The sequence below is a fragment of the Synechococcus sp. R8-2 genome (assembly GCF_047461715.1).
GTDB lineage: Bacteria > Cyanobacteriota > Cyanobacteriia > Thermostichales > Thermostichaceae > Thermostichus.
Genome location: NZ_JANSHQ010000080.1, coordinates 1 through 11,890, shown reverse-complemented (window position 1 = coordinate 11,890; position 11,890 = coordinate 1). Strand labels below are relative to the sequence as shown.

At 59.4% G+C, this 11,890-nt stretch carries 9 protein-coding genes and 1 pseudogene; 6 read left to right on the top strand and 4 right to left on the bottom strand.

The features are described 5' to 3' along the window. Both NW819_RS02150 and NW819_RS02145 read left to right on the top strand, forming a co-directional pair. On the top strand, positions 1–624 hold a 624-nt coding region (locus NW819_RS02150), incomplete at its 5' end, for an alkaline phosphatase D family protein (protein ID WP_414412753.1). Between the two features lie 245 nt (positions 625–869). Beyond that, on the top strand, positions 870–1,229 hold the full coding sequence (locus tag NW819_RS02145) for a hypothetical protein (protein WP_414412752.1): 360 nt from the start codon (positions 870–872) through the stop codon (positions 1,227–1,229). A 55-nt stretch (positions 1,230–1,284) separates the two neighbouring features. On the opposite strand, the gene NW819_RS02140 is transcribed toward NW819_RS02145, so the two are convergent. The 3 genes from NW819_RS02140 to NW819_RS02130 form a co-directional block, all read right to left on the bottom strand. Next, positions 1,285–3,579 carry a glycosyltransferase family 2 protein gene (locus NW819_RS02140; RefSeq protein WP_414412751.1) on the bottom strand — a complete coding sequence of 765 codons (2,295 nt, stop codon included), beginning with the start codon at positions 3,577–3,579 and terminating at the stop codon, positions 1,285–1,287. Positions 3,580–3,628: 49 nt separating this feature from the next. Continuing rightward, positions 3,629–5,593 (bottom strand): cellulose biosynthesis cyclic di-GMP-binding regulatory protein BcsB, encoded by a 1,965-nt coding sequence (locus tag NW819_RS02135; protein ID WP_414412750.1) that lies wholly within the window; start codon positions 5,591–5,593, stop codon positions 3,629–3,631. 120 nt (positions 5,594–5,713) lie between these two features. Beyond that, positions 5,714–6,115, bottom strand: coding sequence for a cupin domain-containing protein (locus tag NW819_RS02130; RefSeq protein WP_414412749.1), 402 nt, complete (start codon positions 6,113–6,115; stop codon positions 5,714–5,716). 294 nt (positions 6,116–6,409) lie between these two features. Here NW819_RS02130 and NW819_RS02125 point away from each other — a divergent pair, with 294 nt between their 5' ends. From NW819_RS02125 to NW819_RS02110, 4 genes are all read left to right on the top strand, one after another. Continuing rightward, entirely contained in the window at positions 6,410–8,050 is a 1,641-nt protein-coding gene (locus NW819_RS02125; protein ID WP_414412748.1) for a hypothetical protein, read from the top strand. Next, a complete protein-coding gene (locus NW819_RS02120; RefSeq protein WP_414412747.1) occupies positions 8,047–9,177 on the top strand; it encodes a hypothetical protein in 1,131 nt (376 codons plus the stop codon). Before NW819_RS02125 ends, NW819_RS02120 begins: the two co-directional genes overlap by 4 nt. A gap of 139 nt (positions 9,178–9,316) precedes the next feature. Beyond that, positions 9,317–10,129, top strand: coding sequence for a hypothetical protein (locus NW819_RS02115; protein ID WP_414388847.1), 813 nt, complete (start codon positions 9,317–9,319; stop codon positions 10,127–10,129). A gap of 101 nt (positions 10,130–10,230) precedes the next feature. Beyond that, a complete protein-coding gene (locus NW819_RS02110) occupies positions 10,231–11,073 on the top strand; it encodes a universal stress protein (protein WP_414412746.1) in 843 nt (280 codons plus the stop codon). A gap of 8 nt (positions 11,074–11,081) precedes the next feature. Here NW819_RS02110 and NW819_RS02105 read toward each other — a convergent pair. After that, positions 11,082–11,890: pseudogene (locus NW819_RS02105) on the bottom strand (hypothetical protein); the annotation flags it as partial.

Below are 11,890 nucleotides of genomic sequence, written 5' to 3'. Positions count from 1 at the left end.
CAAGCCCTGTTTAACCTGCTGCGCCGCACGCCCCGTACCCTCTTGGGCAATCCGCAGAAGCAGTGGCTGTTCAACGGCCTGCGCAACTCCACCGCCACCTACAAGTTCATCGTCAGCGAGTTTCCCATCACGGTGACCTACTTCCGCTCCAACGATGTTTGGGAAGGCTACTGGCTGGAGCGGCAGGAAGTCATTGACTTTATCGAGAGCAACAACATCCGCAACGTGGTGTTCCTGACGGGCAACAACCACGCCGGCTTCATCGGCCAGGTCAACCCCGGCAGCAGCAACCCTATCTGGGAGGTGTGGACCGGCCCCACCGGGCGGAGCGTTACGGCCCTGAGCATTGACGAGCTGGGCAATCAACTGGGGATCCCCAATGCCAGCCGCCTGTATTACCGGATTGTGAACGGCTTTTTGGCACCGGTGAACCCGGCCAATCCCCAGGTGAGCGGGATCCCAGGGGTAACGACGGGCAACTTGCGCTTTTTGGAGCTGGCGGTGCCCAACTACAACGTTATTGAAGTGTCCGGCAGCCGCTGCACCATTCAAATCAAAGGCCCCGCCGGCAATGTCTTGACGGATCCCTTAGGGCGAAGGGGGGAACTGAATTTGCCGCAATGAGAAGTCGGCCAGACCGATGCGGGAGCTTCGCCGGATTTCTGGTCAGAATTGAGGGATCCCTGCTTCGGTTGGGATCCCTTTTTTTGTAACTCTTTTTCGCGATTTTCAGCATGAGATTCTTAAGATCCTTAACGTGATCTGAATCATTCGGGAGAAACGGATCTGGGTGCTAGAGTGTGGGCGTTGAGGTGGATCCCTGTAGAAAATCTATTCTTTCTCCGTTTTTCAGTAGGGAGGGCAGTCTTATGGCTTCGGTGCGGGGCTGGTTGGTGGCAAGCTTAATAGGGGCAGCCACGGTTGTTGGGGGCGCTGCCGCCTGGGCTCAGAGCCGTAGTTTGTGGCTTCTTAATGGACAATCGACCGTAGTTACAGGCTATTTCTACCGAGGTGAAAACATCTGGGCGCAGTGCGACCAGGATTGCTTCGATGTGGATCTGGTGCTTTACGATGCCAGCGGTCAGGTGGTGGCTGCAGACGAACTGTTGGACGATTTCCCCATCGTGCAGGCGCCCTACGAGGGCAACTTTTCTGTCAAGGTGATCATGGCTAGCTGTCTCCACCCCAGTGGTTGTGCTGTGATCGTAGACTCGGACTACAGCTTCTAGAAGGGTGCTGGCTGTCCTCACTTCGCTGCTACTGCTTAGGAACTCAGTCCGTAGCCTAGGCTGCTTTGTGAGCAGCTTCCTGGACTTTGGCGTGGGTAAACTTGCTCAGGCCGTGGATGGTCTTTTCCCAGTAGAAGGGCTTGGTAAAGAGCTGCCACAGGGCCATGTAAGCTGCCATAGAGTGCAGTTGCCAGTAGATGGGGTTGAGCAGGGCATAGAAGGCCAGATCGTAGTACCCTCGCCGGAAAACGGCCACCAAGTTGAGGTAAATCCCAATGGCGTTGCCTACCAGGAGGTTAAACAAGCCCAGATAAACCAGCCAACTGGGAAATAGGTTTTGCAGCCAATGGGCGCGGGTGAGCAGCCAGTAAATAAACAGCAGCCACATGATGGGGCTGGTGAGAAAGGTAAAGAAGCTGCCCCCGATAAAAAATTGGTAGGATAGCCAGTTTTTGAGGCCCAGCTTGCGCAAGGAGCGCAGGGGGTTGCGGTTGTGGACCAGCCAAGTTTGCATGTAGCCTTTGATCCAGCGGGAGCGCTGCCGGATCCAGTTTTTAACAGCGCAGTTGGCCTCTTCGTAGGTGGTGGAGTTGATCACCCCCACCGTATAGCCGTGCTGGCTGGCGCGGATGCCTAGATCTGCGTCTTCGGTGACGTTAAAGGGATCCCATCCCTGCAGCTCCCGCAGGCGGTCGGTGCGAAAGTGGTTGCTGGTGCCACCCAAGGGGATCGGCATTCTGAGAGTTTCCAAACCCGGCAGAAGATAATCAAACCAATAGGAATACTCCAAGGTGAACATGCGGGTGAGGAAGTTCTCGTTGCGGTTGAAGTAGTTGAGGGCAGCCTGGACGCAGACCAAGCTGGGATCCCCTTTCTGGAAGGCCACAACCGCCTTTTTCAGTTGATCGGGGTCGGGGATATCTTCGGCGTCGTAGATGGTGAGGTATTCGCCACGGGCAAAAGCCAGGCCGTAGTTGCAGGCTTTGGGCTTGGTCTTGGGTTTGCTGTCGGGCACCAACAGCAGGCGCACGTAGCGGGGGGGCTTGGCAGCTCGAGCTGCCTCAATGGTGTCTCGGTCGTTTTCCTCCAACAGAATAAGCACATCCAACCGCTCGTGGGGGTAATCCAGCTTAGAGAGAGACTTGATCAAAATCGGCATTACTTCCGGCTCTTTGTAGACCGGCACCAGGATGGTGTAAATGGGCAAGTCGCGATCATCCAAAGCGGCTACTTCCTCATCGGTAATCTGGTGGAAGCGATCGGCGGATCCCACTAGGCTGAGCAGCAGTTTGAACAGGATCGAAGCGACGTAAAAAAGATTGATCAGCACCACCAAAATCGTCAGGGTCGTCCAGGGAGCAGTGGCCAATCCCCAAAGCAACAGCAGCAGCAGGCCATAGCCCACCGCAATCTGGGAGGGGGTAAACACCCGCGAGGCCGATTCTTCTGGCAGGCGGGCCATGAGCTTGTACACCGCTTCTTGGCTAAACTGGGAGCCCTGATCCTGGCTGAGAAGCTGCGTGATATCCTGCTCGGTGCCCAGAACTTTTTCAATCCGCAAGCCTGGCCGCCAAGCGTAGAGGATCTCATCCACCACCCAGTCCAGGGGGTCGTTCACCATCACCGTGAGAGTGTTCTGATCCGTCCAGGCCAAGGGATAGAACAGGTGACGCATCATCACCTCAGGATCAAACTGTTTGCTCAAAGCTGGATCTCGATGAAGCAGCCCTGTCCCTATCAATTCAGACACTGTCGGATACCCTAACAACTGAGTGAGAATGCTCAGGTACTCCGGCGTGGAAAGGTAGCTGAGCCGGGTCAAAAGCTGACCTAGGCTGGATCCGGTGCGGCGACGAATGGCCAGAAGATCCTGCCATTGTTCCAGAGTAAGCCGACTGCCTACCAGCTCTGCCGTCAGCTTGCGTTCAATGAGGACGGTCAGAATCTGTTTTTCGGTGGCCGGGATCTCCCAAATCCGATCGGCTTCGGGGCAGAGGCGCTTGACATTTTGCCAGACAATGGGATGGCCCGGCTCCTCGGTAGCAACCACTACGGTTCGCGGGTCGAGCCAGCCACAGGGCAGAAAGCGCACCGGCACCAGATCGATAGGCTCGATCAGCCAAGGCAGCTCTAGGTCGAGGGGATGCTCGAGCAACCAGCTCCTCAGCTTGGGCCGATCCAAGATCTGACAGCAGAGGCGAGCAAACTGACGGGGGTGCATTGCCCTCAAGCTCCAGAGGGCCCGCGGCAGGGAACAATCAGCTTGTTTTTGATAGCGATAAGCCTTTGCCAACTGCTCCTGGGTTAGCCAGCCTGTGCGCACCAACCAGTATTCGATAAGCGTTAACATAAGCTCAAAATCAGATTAATTCTAGGCGAATCTTAGGTTCTCGCTTGGCTTAAGAGGGGGTTGGCGGCTCAGGTTGCCGGGCCAAACGTCGATAGGTGTCCCATGCCCCCACAGCCAGCAGGATGGCCAGCAAAAGCACCAGCCAAAAGCGGTATTGCCACAACAAAAGCTGCCAACTGAAGCGACCGGGGTAGCGCACTCGATAGCCTGCCGGCGTGAGATCCCAGCTCTGTACTTGGGTGAGATCGGGGGCAGCGGCATAGGCGGTGAGCACGTTTCCCTGTAGCTGGTTGGCCAGGCGGGTGCGCGGATCGGCAAGGCCGCGGCTGAGGCGCTCTGCCAAAGCCGGGTCAGATCCCCACCAGGAAAGCCAAAGGTTCGGCTTACCTTTCAGGAGAAAGTACTGCAAAAGGCCGAGGTTTTCTTGAGGCTGAGCGGCCAAGGCCACCTGCTGGTTCAGGGGATTGATGATTTCAAACTGGGATCCCAGCCGGATGGGGCTATTAAGCTCCACCTGATCTGGCCCAGCCACGATCACCTGCCAGGCAAAGTTCCCCGTCTCCAGGTTGGCTTCCTCTTTGGGCAAAACCTCAAGGGTGGGCAGCAGGGGTCGGGCAGCCAGCCGGCTGAGGGCACCGACCAGGTAGGCGGCAGCCGGCAGCAGTTGGGGATCCCCCAGCCCAACCCGTCCGGATCCCTGCAGCACCGCCGGGATCTCCTGCAGCTCGCCGCTAGGGGCTTGGTAGCCGCTCCAGAGAAGGCCAGAGCTATCGGAACGCACTTGCAAAGTCAGCGGGGTCAGGGATCCCTGGCAATTACCGGGGCTGGCGCCATAGTCAAAGCGGAGCTCCAGTTGATTAAAGCGGCGCAGCAGGCGGGTGGGCAGGGTCACAGTTTCGTTGAGCTGGGTGCGGCCTGTCAGGTTGTAGGTGCGCAACAGAACGCCATTCAAGAACACGTAGCCGGTGAGGCGATCCCCCACTCGGCCATCCACCGGGTTCATAATGACGTCTAGTTGCGCCGCCAGATCCCGCGGCCGCCCCCCCAATTGGGACAGGTTGAAGTTGAAGACCAAAGACTGGCTGCCAAACCCCCGCAACATGGGATCCACGATCCCCAGCTCTCGCAGGCTGAGGCGGTTGGCCCTGAGCGCTCTCTCCAGATCCGCCACCCTTGTCACCTGGATGCCGCGGCTGACCAGCCCCGCCCGCTTCCATTCTTCATAGAGAGCAAGAATAGCTTCCCGGCGGGCGGCCACTCGCAGGCGGGATCCCTCTGGGGTAATTTGATGCTGCAAGTGGGGGGTGAAATTGGCCGGCTCTAAGATCACCTGTGCCCCCTGCTTCGGACGGTTGCTCCACAGGATGGGCGTTTGCGGAAACAGGTGAGAAAGGAGGCTGTACAGCCACAGAGCTGCTTCCGCCGCTTCAGGAGTGAGGTCAGCCGGCACTACCAAAGTAACCTGAGGATACAGCCGGCCCAGAAAACCGGCCACCGTGGCATCAGGAACGAGGGGCGCCAGCTCAAAGAAACTGTCCCGCCCTACCGTCAGCAGCAAATTGCCGGTATTCAAGTCGGCACAGATGTCGTCGGTAATGCTCAGGAAAGGCTGCACCGACAAGGTGATAAAGCGCTCGCCAGCGGCCAAGCTGGGGATGGGCACCCGCACCACCGGCTCCTGCCGCAGGTCCCGCACCAGAAAAAGGCCCATTAGCTCCTCGTTGATCAGCACCCGCACCGTGGACGTGGGCTTGAGCACCGGCGAGGGATCCAGGCGCAACTGCACAAAGCTGGCCTCAGGGTCAACACCGTTCAGGGGGGCAGGGATCCCGATATCTAGACGCGGGTTAGCTCCTTGCAGCAGCACCGAGCGGTCGTAGCCCAGCCTTTGCAGAGAAATGACTTCCGCTGCGTGGACAGCCGTCGGCCCGCAACACCAAAGCAAACCGGCAACCCACAAAGCCCACTGCCTTGCCTTCTGCGTCACCTTGACCCCCTCTTGCTTATCCCTCACTTGTCTAGTGCAGGCAAGCCCCTTGGCCCACCTGACCCAAGTTTGCCCAACATGCAGAAATCTGTAAGCTTTCGGGGTCTGTACGCACAAACCGTAGATTCGGATGCCCAGGGGATCCCTCTACTGGCGGGCGTAGTCATCCTCAAAGCGCACGATGTCGTCCTCCCCGAGGTATTCCCCGTTTTGCACCTCGATCAACACCAAGGGAAGGGTGCCGGGGTTTTCCAGGCGGTGCTTGGTGCAGGGGGGAATGTAAGTGGACTCGTTGGAGCTCAGCAGCATCACCTCTTCTCCACGGGTCACTTTCGCTGTGCCCCTGACCACGATCCAGTGCTCGCTGCGGTGGTAGTGCATCTGCAGGCTGAGCCGATGGCCAGGCTTCACCTCGATGCGCTTGATCTTGTACATCGGGCCTTCATCCAAAACCCAGAAGGATCCCCAGGGACGGGTCTCTGCTTGAGAGGGTACCAGCTCAAGCGCTGGAACTGCTGCATCATTCACGTCCCGCACAGCCTGCAACATAAGATCATGTCCTTGCAAAGTCGTCCCCATCCTCTCTCAGAATCCGAGAACACCTCATCGACAATCTGGCTGAATTGGCCTACGCCAAAACTCGTAGATAAAGTCTCTCAGGCCAGGGAATGCTAATCTAGCCCTGTGTCCAGTGCCTAGACACATCAGCCCATCCCCACGCCCTACTTGAGACATGTTCTCATTAACACTAAATAGCTCTTGAGGCTCGATTGGCGATTTAACCAGTTACCCTCCAATTAATCTCCAATTAATTCTAAATTCTTGAAGCTACTGAAGTAACCCATGTTTCTCAACAGGCTCAGGGCTTTCTTGCAGCTCTTCGGGTCTACCGGGATCCTGTTTCTGCTGCTGGCTAGCCTTCTGTGGGGTTTGAAGGAGGGCTGGGGCTGGGTGAGCTTGGAGATGCAGTTTCTCGGCTATAAGGGATCCGTAGCCGCCCTGGGGCCGGATCCGCGCCTGCCCATTGTCGGCACCACTTTCCCCCCCTCCCTGGTGCTGGCCACGGCCATTCTGGGACGATCCCCGCTGTTGCTGCAGACCATCTTGGGCTCTCTGGTGCTGGGCTGGGTGTGGCGGCAGTTACGCCGTTTGCCGGTGGAGGTGGGATGGTGCTGGCTGTGGGGTTTGTTGATGGTGGTGCAGCCGACTTTGATCTTGATGCTGCTGCGCAGCCCTGTTTGGACAGCCACAGCAGGGTTGGTGGGGGTGAACATGGCCCTGCTGTTTCCCTTGAGTAAAGAGGAGCAGGCCAGGGCAGAGACTGGGGCGGATTCTGGCGAGCTGCCCATTGCGCTACGGCTACTGCTCATTGGGCTGGCGCTGGGGCCTCTGATGGTGCTGCGTTGGGAAAGTGGGTGGCTGCTGCCCTGGGTGGCAGGGGTGCTGCTGTTGGCTTTTCGCAAACAGTCCTGGGGTTTTCGGCTGGCTTCGCTGCTGGTGGCAGGGTTTATCAGCCTGGCCCTGATGTTGAGCTGGCTGTACGTGAACTGGCTGTCGGCAGGGGATCCCTGGGCTTTCACCTACCAGGTGGGCAGCGGTCTGCGGCTGCCGCAATTGCGGGAAGACTTGCAGCAGGCGGGTGGCTGGCGGGGGGTGCTGGAGGCTGGGAAATGGCTGGCGGTGCTGGCCCCTGCCTATCTGCTGTTGGGGCTGGGATCCCTGCTAGGCCGAGGCCCGGGTCGCTGGGTATGGGCTCTGGTCTGGGGGATGCCGCTGGTCATCCTGCTGGCTTCTCTAGGGCAGGGGCTGTTTTTGCGGGAGCTGAGCCGCTTTGGCCTTTTCTGGGTGCCGCTGCCTTTGCTGATGGGCGCCTACTTGTGTCGCGGAGCCGGCCCCGGCTGGGCTAAGCGCCTGTTGATCACTGCCCTCTTGGGGTTGAACTGCCTCACTGCCGGTTATGGGGTGAGCCAAGAGCCGGGTTTCTTCATGCCCCTGGTGGCCGAGGAGCGGGATCTCTGGGAGCGGCTGGTGGCAGGGTTAGTGCCCCTTAGTGGCGAGTTGGAAGCTGCCCAAAACCTGTATGAAGTAACCTCTGCTGGGCAAGCCCTAGAAGACTGGCGGAGGCTGCGGCAGGAAAAGCGCCAGGTTGGGCAGTATCTCTATCGCCACCTGTTGCCCGGACAAAAAGTGCTGGTGGACGACGACATCCACTTTGAGGCTATCTTTTGGGCAAGGGATCCCCGCTCTTTCCTTACTCCTCACCAGTACGAGTTTGCCCTGGCCCTTCAGCATCCCCAGGAAAGGGTGGACTACCTCTTGGTAGCGGGGCTGGCGGATCCCTTGCGGAGCGCCGATCGCATCCTGCAATTTTGGCCTGAGCTCAATTTTGAGGGGCTGCCGGGCTTCAGGGAGGTTTATAGCTCCCCCCAAGTGCGGCTGTGGGCTCGCCAACACCAAGAGGAACCGCAGGAGGAGAGGAGATGAAAAGGAGACGATCCTGGCAGCGGCGACAGGTGCTGCAAGCGGGCGGAGCGCTGCTGGCTGCCTATGGGGTTGCCGGCTGTGGCCAGGAGTTTTTGAGTCAGCAGGGGAGTCGCAGCCCGGAAAATGCCGAGACGGGAAGCATGAACTTGTCAGAGCTGCTGGCCCGCTGGCAGGTGGGCATTGGCGAGGATCCCGGTCGCTTCCTCTGGGAAATCGAGTCGGATCCGCAGGTGGCGGCAGTGGCGCAGGGGTGGGATCCCCATTTCCTGAGCGGCTGGCTGAACAGCTTTGATCACCGCCAGGGGGATCTCTCCTTTTGGCGCAACTGGCACCAGGCCGGGCTTTTGCGGCAGTGGTTTGAGCGGGGCTATACCCTCCACATCATCACCTGGGAAGACGACACCCACCGCCCCTGCGGCGACTACCACATCTCCAAGCAGTTTGTCCAGGATGTAGCCGAATTGGCCGGCTATATCGCTCAAGCCAACCCCCAAGGCCGCCCTACCTATTGGAGCCTGGCCACGGAGTTTTCCTATTGGCGGATCCCGGCGGACACCTACAACGCCGACACTGCTCCCTACTACCAAGCCCTGATGCGCAATGTCCTCAAAGCCCGACAGGCCATCAAAGAGCGGCTGCCAGAGGCCGAAGTGGCCCTGTGCTGGGGGGGCTGGATTGCCACCTTTGACGACCCTTCCCAGGGGGCAGGCCGCAGCATGGTGGAGCCCTTTGCCGAGACCATGAGCCAAATGGACGGGATCGCCTTCCAGTCCATGCGCCAGCGGCGGCCAGGGGAGTTTAACCCAGAGCTGAACGGCCCGGATCCCGGCAACCCAGAGCAAATCCGCCTCTGTTGCCGCCTGTTTTCCCCTATCCACTCCAACCTGATGTTGGCCCACTACGAGCCATCGATTAAGGACAAGCACCCCAGTGGCGGACGGGCCGACACTGTCCATACAGACTTTCAGCTCATGAGCCAGCCGGAGTGGCTGCGGGAAGTGTCTCAACTGGGGCTGCGGCACCTGTCCTTGATGCACTACGGCCTGTATAAGGGGGATCCCTTCGGAGCGCTGACCGCCGCTCGCCAATTCCGGGCACAGGTGGGCCTACCGGCTGCCACCTCATAGTTAGCAGTCGTTCCAAAGCCGGTTTTGTCCCGGATCTTGGCCCAGAGCTTGATCCTGGGGATACAATCCCCCTGAAACTGCCGGGATCCCTGCCATGGAGAAGCTGAGATTTCTAAGGGCAAGCCTGCTGGCGAGTCTAGTGGTTAGTGCAATGCCGCCGGAGCTGCCGGCCTGGGCAGGATGCGGTTTTCCCCGCGGTGCCGGCAAGACTTTTTTTTCGCTGCAGCCGGAGGTCTATCGGCCTCGCACCCGCTTTGACCAGGGGGGGCAACTGGGGCCTGCTCTCTCAGAATATGGGGAAACCCGCCTCAACCTTTTCGCCGAGACTGGCCTTAGCGATCAGCTCACTCTCAACCTCAACACCAGCTACGTTTTCATCGAAAATCGCTTTGCCAGCGGGGCTGACACCGTTACCCAGCGCAACCAGGGCCTGCGGGATCTGGAGCTGGGCCTACGTCATACTTGGGGAAACGGGGATCCCTTCTTCTCGGCTCAGCTAACGGCCTTGATCCCGCCGGGATATGCCACCCAAGACATTCCCCTGCCCTTGGGGTACGGTGTTTTCGGCTACGATCTCAAAGTTGGGGTGGCGGCCAATACCCAGTTGGGATCCCTGCCCGCCTTTTTCGACTCCTGCCTCACGTTCCGAGATTACTTGGGCTATCCCGGGGATCGGGTCAAGGCCAACTTAACCCTTGGGGCCGATTTGACTCCTGAGCTGCAGGCCATCCTGGCCCTGGATGGGGATTTTACGTTGGGCAACGGCGCGCCTTTGTTGTTCGGGGATTTGGCGGTTCAGGATCCCGACTACGACAACCTCAAGCTTTCGGGCCAGCTCAACTGGCGGCTGGAGGGAGGGTTAACGCTGGGCTTGGGGGGGTTTCAGTTCCTGGCCGGTCGCAACACCAATGCCGGCGGCGGCTTTACCGGCTATGTGTGGCTAAGTTACTGAAACCCAACAAAATGTTGCAGGATATCCCCTACGGTAACAGGGATCCGCAGGGGCAGATCTAGGATGAGTCTTGGCAAACTACGGCCCGGAGAACGGATCCCATGCCTCGATTTGAGAACCTCATTGCCGCCATCGATGGCAGCGGCCCCACTGAGCAAATGGTGCATACCCTTCTGTCTCTGCCGGCCTTTGCCCAGTGCCACGTGACATTGCTGCATGCGGTGCCTTCCCAGACCTCTGCCGAGGAGATGCGGGCTGCCTGGCAAAAGGGGCAGGAACTGCTGGCCCAAACCCTGCAGACTTTCCCCCCCCGCCCAGGGCTAAAGATCAGCACGCAACTGGTGGAAGGGGATCCCAAAGTGGTGGTGCTGCAGGTGGCCGAGTCTATGCCCAATCCGCTGATTGTGATGGGATCCCGGGGGCGCAACCGCATCATGGCCATTTTGCAGAACTCGGTGAGCCAATATGTGTTTCAGCTCGCCTCCTGCCCAATGCTGCTGGTCAAAGACGACGCCTACGTCAAATACCCCAGCCATGTCATGGTGGCCCTCAACAACTCCCCCGCTGCCCAGGCCGCCTTTGCCACGGCCCTTGACTTGATCTCCGGCATTCAAGGGGCCCAGATCTTCCTGGCCTCTGTGCAGTTGGATGCCGACAACCCAGGTAGAGATGAGGCCCTAGATCGGGCAATCGACATCCTCAAAAACCGGCAAATCGGCCACCAGGTGTTGACGGCTGTCGGGGATCCGGGCACAGAAATTGTCCGCTTAGCCGCCGAGAGCAACGCCGATCTGCTGGTGATGGGATCCCCTGACCGCCGACCTACCATTGCCCGCAGCATTCCCGATTTGGATCGGCTGTTGGGGCGTTCCATCTCCGACTATGTGCGGGTGCACATCGGCTGCCCCGTGCTGATGGTGCGTTCCGTCCAAGACAGCGACTGAGCCAGGCTTCAAGGCAGTATGGAGCGGCGCTCTGTAACTCGGTCACTCTGCTGCTGGCGATCCGGGCTGACGGCCCAAGCTTCAAAGATCAGCTCAGGGACTCCGGGAGGGATGGTCATGCGGGTGAGGGCTTGCCACTGCCCCTGCTCGTCACGGGAGAAGTCCAGCAACCAACGGGGGCCATCCACCAAAGAGCGAGTGCGCCCGTGCTTCACCCAAAACTTGATCCAAAAAGGGGCTTGATGGCCTGCAGCAGGGTTGGTCGTGGGGGGCAAGCGCAACACCACATCGAAATTGTCTCCGGCTCGGAGTTGCTCGGGCACCACCAGTTGGGGAGTTGGACAAACCCCAGGCGGAGCGGGGGGCAGCAGCGAGTTTTCAGAGGGAGCTACAGGGCTACTCGGGATCCCGGCTGCCGCTTGCGTTGGCAAGATGGCCTCAGCTTGGGGTGGTGGGGAAGGGGAGGAGATGGGCGATGGCAACTCTGCCGTCTCTGCTTCGGGTAGGGGCTGAGCGGAGGGGTTGGGCGCAGATGGCAGGGGATCCTTTTCCGGGAAGGAGCGGAGGGCTTGGGTCTCGGCGGGCTGAACGGGCGAAGCTGAGTCCTCCTCTCGCTGTTGCTCGGCAACGCTGACGGAAATGGGGGCGCTGTGTTGCCAGATGCGCAACAGCTTTTGCAGGGTGCGTTCGGGAGACAGCAAGGTTAAGGGGGGGTCTTCCCGCAACCGGGCCAGTGGGATGTTTGTTGCTCCCCAATACTGACGCGGAGGGGAGGCGGGAGGCAGCTCTCCGCCTTGTTGCTCCGCAACGCTGACGC

Excerpts from the sequence above, each read along its gene's own strand:
- NW819_RS02130 (WP_414412749.1), bottom strand. The coding sequence starts at position 6,115 with ATGTTGCAGGCTGTGCGGGACGTGAATGATGCAGCAGTTCCAGCGCTT.
- NW819_RS02145 (WP_414412752.1), top strand. The coding sequence starts at position 870 with ATGGCTTCGGTGCGGGGCTGGTTGGTGGCAAGCTTAATAGGGGCAGCC.
- NW819_RS02120 (WP_414412747.1), top strand. The coding sequence starts at position 8,047 with ATGAAAAGGAGACGATCCTGGCAGCGGCGACAGGTGCTGCAAGCGGGC.
- NW819_RS02125 (WP_414412748.1), top strand. The coding sequence starts at position 6,410 with ATGTTTCTCAACAGGCTCAGGGCTTTCTTGCAGCTCTTCGGGTCTACC.
- NW819_RS02110 (WP_414412746.1), top strand. The coding sequence starts at position 10,231 with ATGCCTCGATTTGAGAACCTCATTGCCGCCATCGATGGCAGCGGCCCC.
- NW819_RS02140 (WP_414412751.1), bottom strand. The coding sequence starts at position 3,579 with ATGTTAACGCTTATCGAATACTGGTTGGTGCGCACAGGCTGGCTAACC.